Origin of the sequence: Bacillus sp. FSL R7-0672 (genome assembly GCF_038601465.1) — a bacterium.
Taxonomy (GTDB): domain Bacteria; phylum Bacillota; class Bacilli; order Bacillales; family Bacillaceae; genus Bacillus; species Bacillus pumilus.
Map to the genome: position 1 here is coordinate 2849925 of NZ_CP152010.1, position 21732 is coordinate 2871656.

27 protein-coding genes are annotated in these 21732 nt (G+C 40.6%); 9 read left to right on the plus strand and 18 right to left on the minus strand.

The features are described from left to right. Nucleotides 1-35: 35 nt before the first annotated feature. Complete coding sequence (locus MKY18_RS14550) at nt 36-245, minus strand: hypothetical protein (RefSeq protein WP_012011099.1); 210 nt, start codon at nt 243-245, stop codon at nt 36-38. Between the two features lie 220 nt (nt 246-465). Between MKY18_RS14550 and MKY18_RS14555 the strand changes: the two genes are divergently transcribed. Genes MKY18_RS14555 through mnhG form a run of 7 tightly spaced genes read left to right on the plus strand, consistent with a single transcriptional unit; the run spans nt 466 to nt 6242 of the window. Next, entirely contained in the window at nt 466-2877 is a 2412-nt protein-coding gene (locus tag MKY18_RS14555) for a Na+/H+ antiporter subunit A (RefSeq protein WP_342497554.1), read from the plus strand. Continuing rightward, nucleotides 2874-3305: a Na(+)/H(+) antiporter subunit B gene (locus tag MKY18_RS14560; RefSeq protein ID WP_034620105.1), complete on the plus strand. Its 432-nt coding sequence runs from the start codon at nt 2874-2876 to the stop codon at nt 3303-3305. Before MKY18_RS14555 ends, MKY18_RS14560 begins: the two co-directional genes overlap by 4 nt. Beyond that, entirely contained in the window at nt 3305-3646 is a 342-nt protein-coding gene (locus tag MKY18_RS14565; RefSeq protein ID WP_003213576.1) for a Na(+)/H(+) antiporter subunit C, read from the plus strand. Before MKY18_RS14560 ends, MKY18_RS14565 begins: the two co-directional genes overlap by 1 nt. Continuing rightward, nucleotides 3639-5117 carry a Na+/H+ antiporter subunit D gene (locus MKY18_RS14570; RefSeq protein WP_034620106.1) on the plus strand — a complete coding sequence of 493 codons (1479 nt, stop codon included), beginning with the start codon at nt 3639-3641 and terminating at the stop codon, nt 5115-5117. The genes MKY18_RS14565 and MKY18_RS14570 overlap by 8 nt, the downstream gene beginning before the upstream one ends. Before the next feature lie 6 nt (nt 5118-5123). Continuing rightward, nucleotides 5124-5603, plus strand: coding sequence for a Na+/H+ antiporter subunit E (locus MKY18_RS14575; RefSeq protein ID WP_044140819.1), 480 nt, complete (start codon nt 5124-5126; stop codon nt 5601-5603). After that, nucleotides 5603-5884: a Na(+)/H(+) antiporter subunit F1 gene (locus MKY18_RS14580; protein ID WP_003213177.1), complete on the plus strand. Its 282-nt coding sequence runs from the start codon at nt 5603-5605 to the stop codon at nt 5882-5884. The genes MKY18_RS14575 and MKY18_RS14580 overlap by 1 nt, the downstream gene beginning before the upstream one ends. After that, nucleotides 5868-6242: a monovalent cation/H(+) antiporter subunit G gene (gene mnhG, locus MKY18_RS14585; protein WP_003213369.1), complete on the plus strand. Its 375-nt coding sequence runs from the start codon at nt 5868-5870 to the stop codon at nt 6240-6242. Before MKY18_RS14580 ends, mnhG begins: the two co-directional genes overlap by 17 nt. 86 nt (nt 6243-6328) lie before the next feature. Here mnhG and MKY18_RS14590 read toward each other — a convergent pair whose 3' ends face one another. The 6 genes from MKY18_RS14590 to degQ form a co-directional block, all read right to left on the minus strand. Then, nucleotides 6329-6718, minus strand: a complete 390-nt coding sequence (locus tag MKY18_RS14590; protein WP_003213775.1) for a hotdog fold thioesterase — start codon at nt 6716-6718, stop codon at nt 6329-6331. A gap of 23 nt (nt 6719-6741) precedes the next feature. Further along, nucleotides 6742-7383, minus strand: coding sequence for a response regulator transcription factor (locus MKY18_RS14595; protein WP_003213500.1), 642 nt, complete (start codon nt 7381-7383; stop codon nt 6742-6744). An 80-nt stretch (nt 7384-7463) separates the two neighbouring features. Beyond that, nucleotides 7464-9770 (minus strand): ATP-binding protein, encoded by a 2307-nt coding sequence (locus tag MKY18_RS14600; protein ID WP_044140820.1) that lies wholly within the window; start codon nt 9768-9770, stop codon nt 7464-7466. Between the two features lie 13 nt (nt 9771-9783). Next, the gene (comX, locus tag MKY18_RS14605) at nt 9784-9954 is read right to left on the minus strand and encodes a competence pheromone ComX (protein ID WP_012011107.1); all 171 of its coding nucleotides are present in this window, start codon (nt 9952-9954) and stop codon (nt 9784-9786) included. Next, nucleotides 9932-10855, minus strand: coding sequence for a polyprenyl synthetase family protein (locus tag MKY18_RS14610; protein WP_106029260.1), 924 nt, complete (start codon nt 10853-10855; stop codon nt 9932-9934). The genes comX and MKY18_RS14610 overlap by 23 nt, the downstream gene beginning before the upstream one ends. Nucleotides 10856-11006: 151 nt before the next feature. Then, nucleotides 11007-11147, minus strand: coding sequence for a degradation enzyme regulation protein DegQ (gene degQ / locus MKY18_RS14615; RefSeq protein WP_003213123.1), 141 nt, complete (start codon nt 11145-11147; stop codon nt 11007-11009). A 505-nt stretch (nt 11148-11652) separates the two neighbouring features. On the opposite strand from degQ, the gene MKY18_RS14620 reads away from it, so the two are divergent. Next, nucleotides 11653-12006: an inner spore coat protein gene (locus MKY18_RS14620; protein WP_185106862.1), complete on the plus strand. Its 354-nt coding sequence runs from the start codon at nt 11653-11655 to the stop codon at nt 12004-12006. A gap of 30 nt (nt 12007-12036) precedes the next feature. On the opposite strand, the gene MKY18_RS14625 is transcribed toward MKY18_RS14620, so the two are convergent. From MKY18_RS14625 to MKY18_RS14665, 9 genes are all read right to left on the minus strand, one after another. Then, complete coding sequence (locus MKY18_RS14625; RefSeq protein WP_106032245.1) at nt 12037-13263, minus strand: HDOD domain-containing protein; 1227 nt, start codon at nt 13261-13263, stop codon at nt 12037-12039. Between the two features lie 140 nt (nt 13264-13403). After that, nucleotides 13404-14873 carry a nicotinate phosphoribosyltransferase gene (locus MKY18_RS14630; protein ID WP_003212630.1) on the minus strand — a complete coding sequence of 490 codons (1470 nt, stop codon included), beginning with the start codon at nt 14871-14873 and terminating at the stop codon, nt 13404-13406. A gap of 17 nt (nt 14874-14890) precedes the next feature. Beyond that, nucleotides 14891-15442 carry an isochorismatase family cysteine hydrolase gene (locus MKY18_RS14635; RefSeq protein WP_012011112.1) on the minus strand — a complete coding sequence of 184 codons (552 nt, stop codon included), beginning with the start codon at nt 15440-15442 and terminating at the stop codon, nt 14891-14893. Between the two features lie 60 nt (nt 15443-15502). Then, a complete protein-coding gene (locus MKY18_RS14640) occupies nt 15503-15910 on the minus strand; it encodes a YueI family protein (protein ID WP_044140823.1) in 408 nt (135 codons plus the stop codon). A gap of 27 nt (nt 15911-15937) precedes the next feature. Next, on the minus strand, nt 15938-16186 hold the full coding sequence (locus MKY18_RS14645) for a YueH family protein (RefSeq protein ID WP_034660684.1): 249 nt from the start codon (nt 16184-16186) through the stop codon (nt 15938-15940). Nucleotides 16187-16282: 96 nt separating this feature from the next. Continuing rightward, complete coding sequence (locus tag MKY18_RS14650) at nt 16283-16504, minus strand: spore germination protein (protein ID WP_050944046.1); 222 nt, start codon at nt 16502-16504, stop codon at nt 16283-16285. A 98-nt stretch (nt 16505-16602) separates the two neighbouring features. Continuing rightward, nucleotides 16603-16824 (minus strand): spore germination protein, encoded by a 222-nt coding sequence (locus MKY18_RS14655; protein ID WP_065099075.1) that lies wholly within the window; start codon nt 16822-16824, stop codon nt 16603-16605. Between the two features lie 71 nt (nt 16825-16895). Then, on the minus strand, nt 16896-17999 hold the full coding sequence (locus MKY18_RS14660; protein WP_003213254.1) for an AI-2E family transporter: 1104 nt from the start codon (nt 17997-17999) through the stop codon (nt 16896-16898). A gap of 185 nt (nt 18000-18184) precedes the next feature. Next, nucleotides 18185-18421 carry a YuzF family protein gene (locus MKY18_RS14665; RefSeq protein ID WP_003213721.1) on the minus strand — a complete coding sequence of 79 codons (237 nt, stop codon included), beginning with the start codon at nt 18419-18421 and terminating at the stop codon, nt 18185-18187. Nucleotides 18422-18603: 182 nt separating this feature from the next. Here MKY18_RS14665 and MKY18_RS14670 point away from each other — a divergent pair, with 182 nt between their 5' ends. Then, nucleotides 18604-20088, plus strand: a complete 1485-nt coding sequence (locus MKY18_RS14670; RefSeq protein ID WP_268454910.1) for an alpha/beta hydrolase — start codon at nt 18604-18606, stop codon at nt 20086-20088. Here the strand turns inward: MKY18_RS14670 and MKY18_RS14675 are convergent. Then, nucleotides 20085-20618 carry an HD domain-containing protein gene (locus MKY18_RS14675; protein WP_003212819.1) on the minus strand — a complete coding sequence of 178 codons (534 nt, stop codon included), beginning with the start codon at nt 20616-20618 and terminating at the stop codon, nt 20085-20087. The genes MKY18_RS14670 and MKY18_RS14675 overlap by 4 nt on opposite strands. Before the next feature lie 299 nt (nt 20619-20917). Continuing rightward, nucleotides 20918-21661 carry a (S)-benzoin forming benzil reductase gene (locus MKY18_RS14680; RefSeq protein WP_065099077.1) on the minus strand — a complete coding sequence of 248 codons (744 nt, stop codon included), beginning with the start codon at nt 21659-21661 and terminating at the stop codon, nt 20918-20920. Nucleotides 21662-21732: the final 71 nt, after the last annotated feature.

Below are 21732 nucleotides of genomic sequence, written 5' to 3' on the forward strand. Positions count from 1 at the left end.
ATGCTTTTTTTATATTTCTTTTATCCTATAAGGGTTTATTCTTCAGCAGAAACTACTCGTATATATTCTCTTGGCTGGAATGGATATTGTCTTGCTTCTTGATAGGTCATATAGAGAAGATGTTCTGAAAACAACGGCCATTCACTTTCCGCCTGCCACCTTTTTTGATCATTTCGTTCTATGAAGAATGCTCCACCTAAAATCGTGCAGAATATGCTTAAGCTGATGCCCGCTTTTAGTTTCATGTAATCAGCTCCTTTAAGAAAAGCATGTACGAAATACAAAACAATATACAACGAGTTTTATTTTTGATAAAATATTTTTTGTGGTCAAAAGAACTCAAAACAAATACAATTTGCTGTAATTCAGTTCAAACCAATGCACTATGTCTGTATTTACGCTATAATTTTATTTACCAGTTCTTTAGAACGTGAAATTTATATTGATTGAAGGAGGTTTATATTCTTGCAGCTTATTCACTTCGCCATCCTATCGCCTTTTTTGCTTGCGTTTGTTGGGCCTTTTCTTTTTAAATACGTAAAGCGTATACATACAGGGTGGTTTGTTCTTATCTTGCCTATTCTATTATTTAGCTATTTTGTCCAAATGTTACACATTACCTCGAATGGACGAACGCTTTTCTCACAAGCTGAATGGATTCCATCTTTAGGGATGAATTTTACTGTATATGTCGATGGCCTTAGCCTGTTATTTGCATTATTAATTACAGGTATTGGCGCACTTGTGGTCTTGTACAGTATTTTCTACTTATCAAAAGAAAAAGAACAGCTTGGCTCTTTCTATACGTATTTGTTAATGTTTATGACCGCTATGCTTGGTGTGGTTCTCTCTGACAATATGGTGGTTCTGTACTTGTTTTGGGAGCTAACGAGTATTTCTTCCTTCCTCTTAATTGGGTATTGGTATAAGCGGGAGCGCTCTAGATATGGTGCAACCAAATCACTGCTTATTACTGTTTTTGGCGGATTAGCTATGCTTGGTGGCTTCATCCTCATCTACCTGATCACTGATTCATTCAGTATTCGTGAAGCAGTCAATCAGCTTCAGCTCATTATGGCATCACCTTACTTTATCCCTGCCATGATCCTGATCTTACTAGGTGCCTTTACGAAATCAGCGCAATTCCCATTCTATATCTGGCTGCCTGATGCAATGGAAGCACCTACCCCTGTGAGCAGTTATCTGCATTCTGCTACGATGGTGAAAGCCGGTATTTATCTTGTTGCCCGCTTCAGTCCGATCTTTGCTATATCAGAGGTGTGGTTCTGGACCATATCCATTGTCGGACTTATCACATTATTCTGGGGATCATTCCATGCCGTCCGGCAAAATGATTTGAAAGCCATTCTGGCCTACTCGACAGTTAGTCAGCTCGGCATGATTATGCTCATGCTTGGCGTCGGCGCAGCTGCGATTCATGAAAACAACCCTGCCTTTTTTGGCGCAGCCGTTCTTGCTGCTATTTTTCACCTCATTAACCATGCTACGTTTAAAGGCAGTCTCTTTATGGCAGCAGGTATTATCGATCACGAAACAGGTACTCGTGACATTCGGAAATTAGGTGGTTTAATGACCATCATGCCGATTACCTTTACGATTACGCTAATCGGTACATTTTCAATGGCTGGACTACCGCCATTTAACGGCTTCTTAAGTAAAGAGCTGTTTTTCACAAGTATGTTACGTATTTCTGAGATCAACTTTACAGATATTTCGACATGGGGCGCTATTTTTCCAGCAATTGCTTGGCTCGCTAGTGTCTTTACGTTCATTTACAGTATGATGCTTCTCTTTAAAACATTTAGAGGTCGTCTGAATGTAGACCAATTAGAGAAAAAACCGCATGAAGCACCGATTGGCATGCTCATTCCGCCAATCATTCTCGCTGCACTTGTGGTCACTTTCTTCTTTTCCCCTAATATTCTTGCCTACTCGGTCATTGAACCCGCGATTGCTGCGATCATCCCGGAAGCCATTGAAACAGGAAGCCGTTTTGCAGTAAAAATTGAAGCGTGGCACGGTTTCCAACCAGAGCTCTATATGACGATAGGTGTTGTTGTACTTGGTACAATCGGCTATTTAACGTTGTCAAAATGGCGTCCAATGTACAATATATTTAAGGAAAAATGGTCATTTAACACGTTATACGATCGTTCTCTAATCGGTTTAGAAAAAGGTTCATACCGCCTGACAAACAGTTATATGACCGGTTTCCTTCGTGATTACCTTGTCTATGTGTTTGGGTTCATGATTATTGTACTTGGCAGCGTGATGTTCTATCAGCAAGCTTTCTCATTTGAAACAGAAAAAGCTGCGCCAATTGGCACGTATGAAGCCATTCTTTCACTTGTGATGGTGGCGGCGACGGTCACGACCGTATTCGCCCGCTCACGCTTAACTGCCATTATTGCTCTAGGTGTCATGGGATACACGCTGTCATTATTCTTCGTGATTTTCAGGGCACCTGACCTTGCCCTGACACAGCTGATTATTGAAACGATTTCTGTCGCACTGTTTTTACTTTGCTTCTATCATTTGCCGAAGCTAAGCTTGAAGCAAAAAACGAGAAAATTCAAATTAACCAATTTGATCATTTCAATAGGTGTTGGTCTCACTGTCACTTGTCTTGCTTTTGCTTCCACAAGTCAGCAGTCACTTGAGTCCATTTCAACTTACTTTATTGAAAACAGCTATAAACTTGCTGGCGGCGACAACATTGTCAATGTCATTCTTGTAGATTTCAGGGGCTTTGATACACTCTTTGAAATTACCGTACTTGCCATTGCGGCACTCGGTATTTATGGATTATTAAAGGCACAGGCACAAGGAAAACGGAAGAGAGGCGTGCGGCGATGAGGAAGATTGATACGAATGATATGCTCTTACAAGTCACAACAAAAATCACAGCATTCATCATCCTGCTTTTTTCCCTTCACTTATTTCTTGCGGGACATAACAATCCTGGCGGGGGGTTCATTGGCGGCCTGATGAGTGCCAGTGCTGTCGTCCTTCTGCTCTTAGCCTACGATCTGAAAACAGTGAGACGTATTCTGCCCTTTAACTTTATTTATGTTGCAGCGACCGGGCTGCTCGTCGCGATCCTGACGGGTATGGGATCCTTTCTATTCGGTGCACCTTTTCTATCCCATGCATTTGATTATTTTCAACTGCCGTTTTTAGGGAAAACAGAACTGGCGACAGCCGTACTGTTTGATATCGGTGTATATTTAGTTGTTGTCGGTGTCACCATGACCATTATTCAAACGATTGGAGAGAAGGAATAATGGAATTTCTAATGTCTATAATCGTCGGTATTATTTTTATGGCGGCGACCTATTTAATGCTTTCAAAAAGCCTTCTAAGGGTCATCGTCGGTACTGCTGTTTTGAGCCACGGCGTCCATTTGCTTCTTTTGACAATGGGCGGCTTAAAAAAAGGAGCTCCCCCTATTTTAAAAGAGGGGCTCACATCCTATGTAGATCCATTACCACAAGCATTAATTTTAACAGCCATTGTCATTGCTTTTGGTGTGACATCCTTTTTACTTGTCATGGCCTTCCGTGCCTTCCAAGAGCTGCGAACAGATGACATGGATCAAATGAGAGGAAATGATCAGCATGAATAATCTCGTGATCCTGCCAATTTTAATTCCATTATTAGCTGCTACACTATTGATCTTTATGAATAAGAACATCATGCTGTCGAGAGGCTTTAGTGTGTTTGCTTCGCTCTTAGCCATTGTCTGTAATGTGTATTTAGTCCAAACCATCTTTACTAATGGGATTCAAACTCTCTATTTAGGAGGCTGGAAAGCACCATTTGGGATTGCCCTTGTGGCCGATCAGTTTGCTGCGCTCCTTGTGCTCACCGCTTCCGTCGTTGGGCTAGTGACAGTTCTTTTCTCCTTTCAAACGATTGGGAAGGAAAAGGAGCGGCTGTTCTATTACTCTGGCGTACAATTTTTGTTAGCTGGCGTAAGTGGGGCCTTTTTAACAGGCGATATTTTTAACCTGTTTGTCTTTTTTGAGTTGCTGCTAATGGCGTCTTATATGCTCATTGTGTTAGGCGGTTCAAAGCCTCAGCTTCGAGAATCACTCAAATATATTGTGTTTAATATCATCTCGTCGGCATTATTTATTGTCGGTGTCGCTTGCTTATATGCAGTCACGGGCACTTTGAATATGGCTGATTTAAGCGTGAAAATAGCTGAATCAGGGCAAACAGGATTAATCACTGTCATTTCTATTCTGTTTCTCATTGTATTTGGTTTAAAAGCTGGGATCTTCCCGCTTTATTTCTGGCTGCCAGGATCATATCATGCACCGCCAGCGGCTATTTCTGCTCTATTTGGTGCACTGCTGACAAAGGTTGGCTTATATGCGATTGCCAGAGTTTTTACGTTAATTTTTATACATGATACAGGGTTTACACATACACTCATGGCTTGGTTTGCCGCACTTACGGTGATATTCGGTGTGATTGGCTCTATTGCCTATTCTGATGTGCAAAAGATCGTCATCTATAACATTGTCACAGCAGTTGGGGTCATTTTGTTTGGGATTGCAGCCAATACACCCGCCTCACTCCAAGGGGCCATTTATTATCTCATTCATGACATGGTGATTAAAGGCGCTTTATTTATGCTGGCAGGTGCACTCTTTGTGTATGCTGGCACCAATCACTTGAAAAAGATGGGCGGACTGATTCAATCTCAGCCTTTACTAGGGTGGATGTTTTTCATTTCGGCTTTATCCCTAGCAGGAATTCCTCCTCTGAGTGGGTTTGTTGGAAAGCTAAAGATTGTAGAAGGTGGATTTTCTGCTGGACACATGACCTTTTCTATCCTTGTCTTAATGTCCAGCCTTCTTGTCCTGTATTCGATTATGAGGATCTTCATACTCGCATTTTGGGGCGAGGATCAAGATATGCGAAGAAGGAAACCGTCGATTAAAGGAATGGTGTACCCTGGCGTACTGCTTGTGATCTTGTCGCTTGCCATTGGGTTAGGGACAGAGTTCATTGCCCCTTATATCAATCAAGCAGCGGAAATGCTCTCAACACCAGAAAAATATATTCAAGCTGTGCTGAAGGAGTAGATGAACATGGCCTTTCAAATATTACTAAACGCTCTCCTCGCCTTTACATGGATGTTTATGAATGATACATACAGAGCCGCAGACTTTGTATCAGGCTTTGTACTAGGGATGGTCGCCATTTTTATGCTTCGGCGGTTTTTTCCGCAGCGTTTTTACGGCTATGCCCTGTTTGCGATTTTCAAGCTCGTATTGATTTTTATTCGGGAGCTGCTTCTTGCCAATTTAAGTGTATTAAAGACCGTATTATCTCCAAAGCTCACCATTAAGCCCGGTATTTTCGCCTTTCGTACAGATTTGAAAACGGATTGGGAAATCACCATACTGGCTAATATGATTACATTGACACCAGGTACACTCGTCATTGATATTTCTGATGATCGTTCCATTTTATACATTCACGCGATGGATATTGAAGATGCAGAAAAAGCCATTCACGATATCCGGGTTTCATTTGAAAAAGCGATTCAGGAGGTGAGCGGTAAGTAATGGAGCTCATATTACAAATTTCACTTGGCATTCTTGCGCTGTCCACCTTTCTTTTTGTGATACGGGTTATCAAAGGGCCCTCTATTCCTGATCGTGTAAGTGCGCTTGATGCGATAGGAATCAATTTAATTGGGATGACAGCTATCGTTTCTATTTTGCTGAAAACGACAACGTTCTTTGAAATTATTTTACTGCTCGGTATCCTTGCCTTTATCGGCACTGTCGCTTTTTCCAAATTCCTTGAGAAAGGGGAAGTGATTGAAAATGATCGTCATCGCTAAAGCTATTGTCATTTTCTTTATCCTGCTTGGCGCCATCCTTTGTCTCATTTCAGCCATTGGCGTTCTTCGCCTGCCGGATGTTTATACACGTATGCATGCTGCATCAAAAGCATCGACACTTGGTGTTGTCCTCATATTAGTTGGGGTGTTCTTTCACGAATGGTTTCTTGCAGGCATTATTTCTGCGAAGATCCTACTTGGGATTGTCTTTATCTTTTTAACAGCTCCAGTCGGCGCACACTTGATCGGAAGAGCCGCCTACAATACTGGGGTCAAGATGGACAAACGAAGTGTACAGGATGATTATGGCGGTTTTCGTAACTTCGTGATTAAACGCAAAGAAGACTCGTACTTATAAACCGAAAGCAGATCCTCATATGTGAGGATCTGCTTTTTATGAATCAATCCAACCTAAAAAAAGCTTCCGCTGCACCGGGAGCTTTTTTATATGCGATCAATGACAGCAAGTGTGCATCTTGACGTACAGATGTGCCGGTCTCGATCATCTTTAATATCAATTTGAAATACCATTGTACGGCGCCCGACATGTACAGGAACAGCCGTCGCTGTCACTACTCCATCACGTACAGATTTTAAGTGATTGGCATTGATTTCAATCCCTGAGCAAACTTGCTGAGTTAAGTCTAAATGAGCCGCAGCTCCCATGCTTGCCACTGTTTCTGCTAGAGCAGCAGAAGCTCCTCCGTGCAGCAGTCCAAATGGCTGTTTTGTTCTGTGATCAACTGGCATTGTCGCTACGCATCGAGACTCATTACACTCTACAATCTCAATCCCCAGTGCCTCAAGCAGTGTATTTGATCCACTCACTTCCATCAGGGTTCTCTCCCTTCACACGTTTACAGCACACTTTCAGATTTTGCAATTAACACCGCTTCGGTTCGAGAGCCAACATTCAGCTTATTAAAGATGGACGTCAAGCTGTATTCAATCGAGCGTTTGCTCAAATGCAGCACATCGGCAATCTCTTGGTTCGTGTATCCTTTTTCCACTTCTCTGAGGATCAAACACTCTCGCTCTGTTAACAGCTCGTGATCGGTCTCCTGCGCCTGTTCTGGCTTTTCTTGCTGCTGTGAAATTAATTTCTTTAAATAGGATAGCTGAATGACAACTTCTCCTTGCAATGTGCGGTGTATGTATTCAATAATTTTGTCTTTTGTCTCTGTTTTACTAATTGCACCGTGCAATCCAGCCCGAATGGCCTCTTCAAAATAATCATCTACTTCATACCCTGTATAAATGATAATTTTCACTTGTTGGTTGGTTTCTAGAATTTGTTTCGCAATGTCCATTCCATTGATATCCCCGAGATTTAAATCCATCAAAATCACATCATAGATGGAAAAGTCATGCGTCTTTAAAAAGGCGGCTTCTGCATCAGGACTTAAACAATCGACTGATAGCTGCTGATCTGATTCTAATATGCTTTTTGTCCCTTCCATGACAGCCGGATGATCATCAATGACCAATATCTTCTTCATGTCTTCCTCCCTTTAAATCACTCACTTCCATTTTATATAAAAGACTTGGCAGATGCCAAGTCTTATTCCTTAATAAATCGTTACAATTCCATTTCAATTTTCACCTTCAGCCCTTTTTCAGGTGCTGTGTGAATGTGAAGCTTCCCATTTAACGCCTTGACTCGTTCTCTGATGCCAGAAAGGCCCATGCTCATGGTGTGCTGATCAAGATGTCTTGCGTCAAACCCAACTCCATCATCCTCGTAGTGAAGAACAACCTGATCTTTAATACAAATCAGCATTACGAGCACTTGGCTGGCTTGAGAATGTTTCAAGGCATTGGATAACAGCTCCTGAACAATTCGGTAAATATTGAGCTGGGAGTCAATATCAATGTCCAGCTCCTTATCAAAGCGTGTCGTATTCAGCCGAATATGAAATGGTGCTTCCTCCTGAATTTGAGAAGTCAGCTTCGATATCGCCTTCACTAAACCTAAATCGTACAGCAGCTGCGGCCGAAGTTCATGACACGTTTCTCTCGTCGTTTGAATCACCTTAGACATTTGTTCATTCCATGAGATAAGCGATTGTTCAATAGACGTTGGGCATTGATCGTTTTGGAAATTCGTTAAAAACATCTCTGACTGTCTTTTCAGCGATATCAAATCCTGCAGCACGGAATCATGAAGATCCCTCGCTAAATCGGAGCGCTGTTTTTCCTCCATCGCAAACATGACTTTTTTCAGCCAAGCGGGGTTCGCTTCACGCTGCTTCAAATCTTCAAGATGCTCCATCAATTCTTCAATCTTGACGACATTTTCTAAACTGACACTTGTGTAAAATGCCAATGTTTTCAACCAAGAAATCTCATCCCGCGTCAATTTAGGTGTACGTAAATTAGATAAACAGCAAATCACAAAAGAGTGACCGCCCCGCTCACCAATTTTCATCATGAACCCTTTATCAAGCGCAATGATTTTTCCGACTTCACCTAAAATATCTTGAAATTGATCCACATAATCTTTCCATAGCTGGCTTTCTTCTATTGATTCATCAATTTCAACAATTTGTCCATCTGCCTTCACTTCAAGCACAAAGGCTTTGTTCACAACAAGTACTTCTAAGATGGTGTATTTTAAATGATACAATACTTGATGAAGTGATGACGCCTCACGAATAAGCTGTGTAAATTTAAATACACTATCCTGATAATTATGCTTCTCTGAAAAACGCTTCAAACGAAAGCGGAAATCGATGATTTCTTTAAAGTAGAAAACGGTGAGCATAAGAATGTACGTGATGATCGTAAATTTCACTGTATAGAAATTTGCATTCGGCTTTTGAATAAAATCAAAAAGAACAACCACTAGTATTGTTGGTGTAATCGCTAAAAAACCGTAGTATTTAATCCTCCCCATAAAGAAATCAACATTATACAGCTTATTTGACATAAATTGATAGACTAAGAAAAAAGGAATTAAAAGAACAAACGATGCTACAACATATGGTGAAATAAAATATATACCAAAAAAATAAGGAATGATAAAAAATAGCATGAATGGACTGAATGCTGAGATTAAAATGAGTGCAAATGCTCGAAGTACATTGCTGACTTCATTGTCTTTCAATTTTTTAGCAGCCCTTATAGTGATAATAATCGAAAGGAAAGCCAGAACAAAAAATGAAAGTAAATTGACATATGCTAATAGATCTACTGGTCCAGCTTTATTTTTATAGAATAAAACTAATAAAACGTTAGTAACTGGAACTAAATACAAATAAAAAAGAACTCGACGACGAATAATTTCTGTTCCTAATTCTTTTAAATATTGATACATAAAGTGCATATATAGTGGAGGTACAATATTCATTGTAACGATTACAAGAATACGACTGATAGCCTCTCCTTTTCCAGAACCACCAGAACTTACATAACCTATAGACACCGCCAAAAGAAATAAAGCTAAAATATAAGCTGACTCTTTTTGGTTTGCTTTATTCATTTTTAAAATCATAAATATACAAAATAGACAGATGGAATAAAGAATGACTGGTATTAGATAAATAAACAGATTCGCTTGACTCAATAACCTTACATTCTCTAAATCAATTTTATCACCATGTCTATCAACGACTAAACTTTTAACATTAGCTAAAAAACCTCTTTTAACTTCTTCAACTGGTTTTTTATTCCCATTCACTTCAAGTATGATATCGCCTTTTCTAACTCCAGCTAGATAGCTATCTGTAAAATTATCGACATCCACTACCTCAAGTTGACCGTGACTATTTTCCTTAACAGCTGCTCCAACAAAAATATTAAATACGTTGATATAAGAGATATAAATCACATAGATGAAGCTAAGGATAACTAATATAACTGTTAACTTAGAGTAAAACTTTCTCATAATATTTATCTACTCAAGCAGTTGACCATATGATTGCTTTAATAACGTCTTCTTTCTGGAATCCGTCAACAATAATACTTGCAGTTTCTTGATCAACGTGAAGCAGTGATGCGTTCCCATTAACGATTTGATTTAATGTTGAAGGATTCTCCACTAAATAACTAACCAATTCCTGAATTTTCATCTTCTCCATCTCCAATTAAAAAAAGTATCAGTTTTTTCTTTTTTGAAGCCTCTAAATGTAGTTTCTTGAATGTTTCTTTAAACTTATTTCTGAGAAGGTTTCTCATAATAAATACATATTGTTGAGCACCAGATTTTTTTAATTTATCCTTTAATTCTTCAGAGCCGGCACTCTTATCCTTTGATTGAAAATACCTTAGCAAGTCTGAACTAGATGGATTAAACTCATTTTTCAAGTAAACTAGCGGTAATGTTTGCATTCTTTTAAAATCAATATTCTCTTTATTAAAAAGACCTAAATAGTCATTTTCAAGCTGCTCCGCCATTCCAAGATAATACGCATATTCTTCTACATTCTTTTCAAAAGAACCTGTTGCCAAGATAACCCCTAACACACAGGGTAACACAAACAGTGATCCTGCTTTTGACTTCATGATATTTAAACAATCCTGCTCATTCTCTGGCTCCAGTGTCATATCCATATGCTGTCCTTGCATTGATTGAATAGAATAAGTATATACACTGTGTAAAATTTCCGTTGCATGCTCAAGCTTTGAAAAGACTTCAAAACTCAATGTAAAAAGAACATTCGCCGCATTAATCGCAATTCCGCTCTGACATTTCATCCAAGGATACGAATCTTTATCCTGATCTTCGATATCATCTAATATATCGGCTGATAAGATGAGAAGTTCAATCCCTGCTGCCAATTGTGTAATCGCTTGCTTGTCTTGTCCGCCAAATGCCTCATAATGCTTGTAAGCCAATTGCCCAAAGGGAAATTCATTCTTTATATCTGTAAATTCTAGAAGCAGTTGTTGTAAATCTTTCTGCCTGACTGCATGTTGAATAAAATCAGACATATTCTGCTTGATTTTTGTATTCTCTAGATAGTTTAGCATACTCGGTCTTGTCCCTCACCCTTCCGCCTTTTATTTTACTAAAAAGACATGAGCAAATGTCCACTGACATCACTATTTAACAATTATATAATAATATATCCTTTTTTTGTATGTATTTGGATAAAAAAAAGACTTGATGATTATCAAGTCTTTAAGAAATTTTCACATATTCATATTTGTCGTATTGATCAATGCTTTTGTTAATGTTATGAAGAGAAGCCGTTGTTTCTCTAATTTCGTTTTCAAGTTTCCATAATAATTGTTTAAGTTCTTCGATTTCATACTTTTCCATCGATTCCACTCTCCTTTTTTGGAAGATCAATGTATTTGTGTATGGTGATTGGGTCATAAGTATTTGATCTATTACTAACAGTGTAAATGTAATTGAGTATTTTTTCACCGAAAAGTATGCACAAAATGTGTGCGTGATACCGCAAAATTCAATAGGTCTTTTTTCATCATTTTCTGACTTTTCAAATCATACTTTTATCTTAATTTCAAAGGAACTGCGTCATTTTTGCGACAAGAATAAGCATCATTCGTCACACTTCTCTCACAATAGAACATACGATCCCTTCTGTAACCTCGGTTTTGCGTGTTATAGGTCAGACGACAGACCCCATTGTGGACACCGCAATTTTTTGGCGACATTCACCGAAATTGACCGCAAAAGTACCTATTTTTATGTTGGATTTATAAAGATAGAAAGATCATTTTGATTCTTTATTCTGATTTTCTACATACATTTAGAACAGATATCCGTCCAATTTCACGTCAATGAGAGAAGAGGTGACGATGTGTTTTACTATGTTCCTTATCCTGCTTTGCAGGGTCCCGCAATGAGCCGTGCATATCCGCGCACGCCTATGACTTTTCCTCCAGTAGATGCCCACTCGTTTCAACGAGCCGCAAAGGAATCAGCCCGACTTGTTGCTGATGCTTCACTTATTACACAGCAGATTTCCAGCTCGCTTTCGTTTGCACAGCGGATCATGGAGGCTGCTGAGCGCTCTGATTCGACAAGTGTCATCAGAATGCTGAAACAAATCGGTGTGAAAAGTGGTATTGACATCCGCTTTAGTCCAGAAGGCATTCGTATCTACTTGTCTCTACCCTCTAGCAGACTTTTTCTCCTTTTGCAGTGGGCATAACAAAAAAAGCCGCTCTGACGTGGGCGGCTTTTAAGATTCAAACATTTTATGACACCATTCAATGGCTTCTATATAACATCCGTAGGCTTCTTGCTTCGGGAGATTCCCATCTAACATCTCATCATCCCATTCATTTCGTTCAATCCGTTTGGCTACACCGAGTACAAATGAATAATCATTTTCATAGCCAAGCAGTGCCTCGCCCACTTCATCAGAAAGCGGTAGCTCTTTCACAAGTTCTGTGATATCTGCCCTGACAAGTGTATCAATGAGAGAAAACATGCCTGTCAGCATATAAGAGGCTGGGTGCTCTCGTTCGGTACGACTCGCAATCAGTTCACACGTTTTCGCCCGAATGAAGGACATTTTAATAATTTCTTTTTGGCTTGAGTTGGCTTGAACATTCAATTCTTTAAATGAAAGAATAAAGATCCAGCGCCTAATTTCATTAAAACCAAGCAGAATAATCGCCTGCCGGATACTTTTGATTTGATAAAGACGTCTCATGCCGCCTGAATTGAGCATTTTTAATAATTGGTATGATAGCGAAAGGTCACTTTCAATAAAATGTGTCACGACCTGGATATTCGGCTGTTCCTTGCTCAGCTCATTTAATAGCTGGTGGTACGCATGGAAGCTGGTCGATAATGCTCGTCCTGATATAACATGCGGCTCACTAAAGAAATACCCTTGAAACAAATGGAAGCCGGCTTCTAGCGCTTCTTCATATTCTCTTCGCGTTTCCACCTTTTCTGCAAGGAAACGAAGTCGATATTTTTTATAGGTATGTAGAATTTTTCTACGTTCTTCCGAAGTGGTCTTGAGAAAGTCAATTTTTAAAATATCAATGCAATAGAGGAGTTCGTCAAGCAACTTGTCACTGAAATGTGATCCGCTTAGAAAAAAATCATCAAGTGCAATCGTATATCCCCATTTTTTTAACTCCTTACATCTCATAATAAGAGCCGGGGTAATCGGGACATTTTCTAATATCTCGATCACAAGCTGATGCGGATCAAAATAGGTGAGCAGATCAGACGAAAGTAAGCTTTCGGTGAAATTAATGTAGCATCTTTTGCCTTCTGTCAATGTTTCGATGCCGATATTTAAAAAACTGTTAATAATGAGGTCCGTTGTCGCTTTGTCACCATCTTCAGCGCTATATGTATTGGTTTCACTATCTCTATAAAGTAGCTCGTATGATACGACTTGTTCTTTTCTGTTAAAAATAGGCTGTCTCGCAACAAACACCCTCAACTGCTCCAATCCTCCTTTATGCAATGACAAACAAGATGTGCTTTCAGTATACCAAATGATTGCGCTTATGGTTCAATTTGAATCGGTGAAAAAATAAAAAAAGAGATCACCTGACTGGATGATCTCCTTTTCTTCCAACATTAGCTTTCATAAAGCTCTAGTTTAATTTTATTTTTCACGTCATGGATAAACTGCATCTTGTTATCCCAGCATTTTTGACTCAAATCGACTGGATATTCTTCTGGTTTGCTGATTCGTTTATATTCCTCCCAGAAAAGTCCGAGGCTATCCTGCACATAGGCTTGAATCGTTTGAATATCCGGATTGTCATATACAAGTTTTCCTTGTTCGAAAATCGGGACATGTAGATCCTTCGCCACAAAGTTTGTGACAAATTTGCTGATAAATGTATGCACAGGGTGGAACATTTTCAGCTTATCCTCACTATGAACATCTTCCTCTTCGAGCGCAATGTAGTCACCCTCTGAGTGATGATTCAATTGGTTGATAATGCGGTACACACGTTTACGTCCTGGTGTTGTCACTTTCTCTGGGTTGGACGAAATTTTAATGGTATCATTCATCTTACCATTCTCTTCAATCGACACAAGCTTATACACTGCACCGAGAGCTGGCTGATCAAATGCTGTGATCAGTTTTGTTCCAACACCCCACACATCAATTTTGGCACCCTGTGCTTTTAAATTCATGATGGTATGTTCATCGAGATCACTTGATGCAATGATTTTTGCGTCATGGAATCCAGCTTCATCCAGCATCGTTCTAGCTTTTTTAGACAAGTAGGCAAGGTCACCACTATCAAGTCTGACACCAATAAAGTTGATCTTGTCTCCGAATTCTTTCGCTACCTTAATGGCATTCGGAATACCGGATCTCACGGTATCATACGTATCGACTAAAAAGACACAGTCTGTATGGGTTTCAGCGTATTTTTTAAATGCCGTATATTCATCACGGTATGCTTGTACAAGTGCGTGAGCATGTGTTCCTGACACTGGGATGTTGAAGCGTTTCCCAGCACGAACATTACTTGTCGCCTGAAAACCGCCGATGAGTGCCGCCCTTGCTCCCCACATTGCTGCATCCATTTCATGTGCACGTCTTGTTCCAAATTCTAGTGCTGTCTCGTCTTCAATGATTCCTTTAATCCGAGCTGCCTTTGTTGCAATCAGCGTCTGGAAGTTCACAATATTCAGCAAGGCGGTTTCGATTAGCTGCGCTTCTACTAGCGTTGCCTCGATGCGCATAATCGGTTCATTTGCAAAGACAATTTCGCCTTCCCGCATTGAATGAAGGGAGCCTGTAAAGGACAACCCGCTTAAATAATCAATGAAATCGCTTTTATAACCGAGTTCGTCTTTTAAATACGCTAGATCACTTTCGGTGAAGGAGAAGTCCGATAAATATTCAATCGCTTTCTCTAAACCAGCAAATACAGCGAAGCCATTGTCAAATGGAAGCTTTCTGAAGAAGAGTTCAAACACTGCCTTCTTCTCATGAATGCCGTCTCTCCAATACGTTTCTGCCATGTTAATTTGATAAAGGTCTGTATGTAGTGATAAACTGTCGTCAATAAACCGATGCTCCAACTTCCATTCTCCTTCCCTTACTTAACCACTTTCGCACCAAGCGACTGCTCAAAGTGAGAAAGTGCCCACTCGTGCCCCGCTTCATTAAAACTCGCTACAGCATTCTCGTGAATCACAAGTTCAAAGCCTTTATTGTACGCATCAACAGCTGTATGAAGTACACAAATATCGGTACATACGCCGGCTAAATGAAGTTCAGTGATGCCACGCTCGCGCAGTTTCATTTCTAATTGAGTGCCTGCAAAAGCAGAGTATCTTGTTTTTTCCATATAGTAGACATGTTTTAAATGCTTTGACGTGTGAAATAGTGAACTTAGTTTGCCATAAAGTTCAATTCCCTTTGTCCCGCGAATATTATGGGGCGGAAATAACTTTGTCTCTGGATGATAAGGGTCTTGCTCCTCATGATGATCGACTGCAAAGACGACAAAGTGCCCTTCATCAATAAAAGAAGAAGTGATCTCTGTGATCTTAGGCTCAATCGCCTGTCCAGGCTTTCCGCATGTCAATTTTCCATCGTCTGCAACAAAATCAACGGTATAATCAATACAAATCAATGCTTTGCCCATCCGCATCTCTCCCATATGCTCTTTTGACTCATTATAGCTTATTCATTTCACTAGGGAAACCTATTCAACAGATTCGTGAGCAAAAGCCTTTTGAAACAGCTCATCTTCTATATAGATGTGCTCTTGATTGACCGCATTCGGCAGCTCTATCACAAGACCAAAAGGTGAATGTGCCTCATGATGATTCACCACTTTAAAGGAACATCCAGCGGCATTAGCCATTTTCACATATTGAGAATAAGAAGCATAGGACAACTCACCATTTAAAAGAACAGTGGCCTGACGGTTGACCTTTAATATTTGTTCGACCTCTTGATACGGTTTATTTCGTGATACCTGTCCCTTTGTCAGGGCAAGAAGCGCTCGTTCTCTTAATGAACCGAGAAACATTCTTCGTTCATCGGGTTTTGTTTCAGCATGTCCAAATATCCCTTGCTGCAAATAAAAGTCTACGGATTCTTCTTTCATCGCTGTTTTCACTCCTGGTTTTAAAATTTACATTTCTGTGACCCAGTGCACAATCTTTAGTGCAAGTTCACGGGCTTCGTCTGTTTCTGCTCTTTCCATTAAGGATTGCTCGAGCGTATGGATCAGCTGCTCTTTTTCGTCCTCGTACGCAATGGAGATACTCCATTCAATATCAGGTACGGCAACAAGCGTTTTATATTCTTTTTTATTTTCATGTAAATATACATTGTAGGTCTTTGGTTGTCGGCTTGTGATGTGTGCTTTTCTAATTTTCATTTGACTCTGTTCACACCTCTTTTTTCTTCTTACATCCATATCCATTGTACCATAAAAAAAGACAGCTTCTGAAAAGGAATTCCCTTTCAAAGCTGGCTACGCATTGAAGCTTTTTTGCTGACTAATAAGATTTGAATCCCAAACAAATGTGACGTTTGGACTGTTAAAAAATTGGACGAGGTCCCCTGCATTATAGGTACCTGAACCACCGGCGGAGTGATCAACACTTTTTGGTGAAATGGCAAAAACATCACCGAAATGTGCCGCCCCATTTCCGTACACACGATCTATATGAATAGGTCCAACAATCGCTGGCATTGCTCCACCACCTTTTCTATCTACATCATATGCCCAGCTCAACAATACGTGTATCACAAATAAAAAAGACAGCTGATACGTCATCACCAGCTGTCTTTCTATGCATTAAATGATTGAGGCTGGTCAAACAATGTGAAGTCCCAAAGCATCGTCGCATTTGGATCACTTGTAAGAGACATATAATCACCTGAATTAAAGGCTCCAGCCCCGCCAGTCGAGTGGTCTACAGCTAAAGGAGCAATGGCCAGTACATCACCGAAAGTAGCTGCACCATTTCCTCCTAATGACTCGATATGAATAGGTCCAACGATGGCAGGCATCAGAATCTCCCCCTATCTGCTTATGTCAATCATCTTATGCAGAAAGGGAAAAGTTGTGCATTTGCCCTGACTTAGACGTTTAAATGCTGTTCTTTACGAGACCGCTGACGCAGCTGAACCAATCTGACAATATTCAGGGTGATGGCTTTGAGCAGTGCATAGACAGGAACCGCAAAGATCATGCCAAGTATGCCACCAAAGCTTCCTGCCCCAATTAATAACAAGATAATGGTCAAAGGATGTGTGTTCAGGCGTTTCCCAATGATCAATGGAGAAATGACATTTCCGTCAATTTGCTGCACGACAAGAATCACAATCACTGTCACCACTGCTTTTCCAGGCGAATCAAGAAAGGCAATCAGCACAGCTGGTGCCGCTCCAAGATATGGTCCAAGGTATGGAATCACATTTGTGACCGCAATGATAATACCGAGAATAAGCGCATATTTCACACCAATTAATAAATATCCAATAAAACAAGCGACTCCGACAAACAAACAGACAATAATCTGCCCCTGTATGTAGGCTGCGAGCGTGTCGTTTAATTCTTTGAAGATCTTGAGCCCTTCCTTGCGGTAAGGCATTGGTAAGAACTGAACGAGCTTGTCCGGAAACTTATGCCCGTCTTTCAGCATATAAAATAAAATAAATGGAACTGTGATGACGGCTAAGGCAATATTCGCAATCACGCCAAACACTGCAGACATGCTTGAAGCAATGTTTTCCGGTAATGCCTTTAATGTCGAAACGACCGTCTGTTCAAACTTTGAGACAGACACATAATCTTGGCTCATCATCCAAGTAAATGTTTTAGAATGCGAAAAGTCATTGATAAATTTCTGCATGTCCGTCACATATCCAGGGAAGCTTTTGACAAGTCCGCCTAACTGCGTGACAATGACAGGTCCGGCAGCATTGACGATGAATGTGATGAGTCCGATGAACAGGAGATAAATAATCAGGATGGCGAGTGACCTAGGAATCTTCTTGGACAAGAATCGCACAATTGGATTAAAAATGAAAAAGAGAATACCTGCCAGCAAGATAGGGACAAACAGTGTTGACGCAAATAAAATAATCGGCTGAAATAAAAACGAAACCTTTGTTGATACATACACAATGAGTAAAACAAGTAATATTTGGAATGTCCAAAAATGAACTTTAGATTTTAACAAAGATGCTCCTCCTGTTACATATTGATCTTATTAAAAAACTACTATTCAACCCACCTTCTGTCAACTGCTTCTTGTTTTTAGAACCTCATTTTTTGAAAAAAAAAGAACAATTGGTATATCATGCACTTTTTCTAGATATACATTCTATAAGCATGAAAAAAAGCAGACACCTATGCGTCTGCTTGTTACACTCTTTCACTGTGATCAGGCATCACCGACACGATTTGCTGGATCCGCACATAAAAAACTGATTTCGCCCCCGCTTCTATGACAATATGATCCGGCATGACTTCCTTCAATTTCCCACGGACCGTATCTTTCACTGTTTGCACAATTAATCTCATACCGACCACTTTCTGCAATGTTTGATAAACATATGGATCAACTAATGAAACAAGCTGTGGACTTCCTTGTTGTGCCATACTACTCGCCCCTTTACTTGTGTATTTACCCACAGCGTATGCATGAACCCATGTGAATGTCACTCAGAGCAATCTCACAACACCAATACCATATTTTAACAACAGGTACGTTTTTACATTTTTTAGAAGTATAATAGATTGGTGCTGCCAACCATTTAAATCATTTGAAGAGGTGAATTGTCTTGAAAAAACTCATCTATATTGTTTTTGTCATGCTCTTTCTATCCTCTGCAAGTTATGCGTATGCAGGCACAATTGGAGATCCACCTGGGACGCCAGGGAAGTGGTTTAAAGGAGAAGAGCCCGTTCAAAAAGACGGATCAAAACCACCACTTGTTTTTGTTCATGGCATTAACAGCTCCTCCTCCACTTGGTCCGATCGAAACGATATGGCAAAGCAGGCTGTTCTGAACGGATACGAAAGCGCATTCATAGATTTGTATCCAGATCAGGACATGAAAAAGAACGGCAAACTATTAGCAGAAAAGCTCAAAGAAATCTATGATGCGTTTGGTAGAAAACTCATTGTGATTGGTCATAGTAAAGGAGGGGTCGATACACAGTCCGCCCTGGTGTATTTCAAAGCCCATCCCTATGTGGAAAAAGTCATTACTCTCGGCTCTCCTCATAACGGGACACCGCTTGCGGATCTAGCGTATAGCAAGGGCGGAAGCTGGCTTGCGGAAATTCTTGGACAAAAAAGCGACGCGCTTTATTCTTTGCAAACCGGTCTGATGGCGGCTTTTCGAAGTGAAACCGACCAGCTTGAGGCGTTTCCCAATAAATATGTCACCTACTCTGGCTCGGAATGGGGAACATTTGGCGGTGTGCTATATTTAGGCGGCATGTATTTAAAGAGCTTTGGTGCAAATGATGGTGCTGTCACGGTAAACAGCACAAGACTATCGTATGCAAACAATATTTTAACGGGAAAATGGGATCACCATTCAATCAAAAACGGCACAAGTATGTTTCCTGTGTTCCAGCATCAGCTGCTGGCAAATGCCGCGAGCGCTGAAAATAAACATAAAGAGGAACAAGAGCCCGTTTCTGCCGAGCTCAATACAGATGTTTATGTGAAAGGTGGAGAAAGTGAAAAGGATAAAACAGAAGCGTTCTATGTAGAGGAAGGAACGAATGGCTTATCGATCCAGTGGTTAAATGAAAGGCAGGAGACGCAGCCCGAAATCATTGCCCCAAATGGCGATGTCTTAACAAACCTTAAGACATCGGAAACATCTTTCCCTTATAAAGGCGCATATTCACACCATGTAAAAATCAATAAACCCGTTCCTGGAAAATGGACGATTCAATCGAATTCAGGAAAAAAGGCTCCTTATCTGCTGCTTGTATCCTTTGATTCACCATTAAATGAAGAAATTAAAGAAGCTGCATCGAAATCAGGGGGCGCATCGACCCATTCAAGCGGTCTGATTAAGCGGTTAAGCAAATCAGTGGAAACCAATTACTTTAAAGACGCACAAAAGGATCATCCACTGAAAACAAGTACCTCATCAGCTATTCAATTGAAAAAAGAAGGTGCTTATTCCGTCACGGTGCAATACACTGGACTCACTACGTCAGGGACATCTGCGTTTAACCGTACCGTTATTCGAACATTGTATGTCGATCAGCACGGAACGATTCATGGAGACATTCCATATTAAACAGAGCGTTTCATGGGCTGAAGTGCCTGCTGCACTTTCTGATCCAAATCGGCAATTTTTTTCATTGCGAGTGATTCGTCTATTTGTCTGTAATGGTGGTGTCCGCCAGGCTCTTCATCCATTTCATCTGCTTTCTTCACAATTTGTTGAAGTGTGTCCTTATGAAGGTCGCCCTCTGGCAAATAGGAATCTGTATGAAGCAGAATCGCAAGTGCAATATCTTTGGCTGCTTTTGGTTCCTCCCCGAGCCGTATGAGCAGTTTATGTGCCCGCTCTGCACCTTTAATGGCATGAATATCATTTCGTCTATATGTCTCGTAATCCCACTCTCCGCCGGCTGTATACCATTCATAATGGCCAATGTCATGTAAGAGCGCTGCTTTCACAGCCAGATCTGGGTTAATCCCAGCCTTCATCGCCAGCTTGAATGCGTGATAAGCACAAGCAATCGCATGGGCTTTTCCTGAACGATTTAAATACTTTTGAGCAACTGGATGGGTGTAAACATCCATTAATGTAACCTTTCTCATGGAAACCCCTCCTTATCTATATTTTTAGCATCCTAACATATTCTGAAAAGAAACTCAAATGTTCTGTTATATTTTCTATGAGTCTCAAGATTAGCTTATGTCAAATTAACCGGTTTTGCTTGTACAATACGGAAAAAAGCAGTCGTTATGACTGCTTTTTTCTTCTTTACAGCGTGATATGAAAACCCTTGCAGTCTAGGAAGGACGAGTACTGGCGCGGAGCGAATTTGATATTCGTGAGCACCGGCACGCAGGGCTGACACCGAATGCGAGGGTTTGTCTTCACGCTGCTACAGTCGTTATGACTGCTTTTTTCCATAGTCACGTGCATCGTATACGCAGCCGCCAGCTGGATCATCCGCTAAAAGATCGAGCAAAATACTTGCGACTTCATCTGGACTCTTCAAAGTACCTGTTTCATATAATTGCTGAAAACGTTCAATTTGTTCGAAGTCCTGTTTTGATGATTTCCGAATCTCTCCCTGCATATCTGTATCAATCGTGCCTGGGGAAAATGAAAACGTGTTGATTGGATACGCCTCGTCCTGCTGTTCCTCATGCAAAGTCCTCATAAACATATCAAGTCCTGCCTTTGAGCTGCAATACGCACTCCAGCCTTTATAAGCATTTTTCGCCGCTCCAGAAGAAAGGTGAACAATCGATTTCTTTCCATTAAATGATTGAGTCTGCTTAACAAACACATGGCTCAGCAAAACAGGAATCACAAGATTCAGCGTATAATGCTGATGAAGCATATCCTGTCCGCCTTGCCCCACACGCTTGATTGGTGTCACCATGCCTGCATTATTAACGAATAAGATGTCATCAGCTGCTGCCAGTGTTTGCGGCGTGAGACAATCTTGAAGCCATTTGGCTGCTGCTTTCTCATCTGTCAGGTCGACCTGTGTATGTGTAAGCTTCGGATGAGAAATCGGTGATGCACTTCTTGCTGCCGTGTACACATGATCTCCGCGTGAGAGCAGCCGGTTCACAAGTGCTAGGCCAAATCCTTTTGATCCGCCTGTAACGATTGAAATTCGAATGACAATCTCCTCCCTTGATAACCTTATTTTACGTAGTGAAACGGTACGACTTCAAGCAATCTGCATAAAGA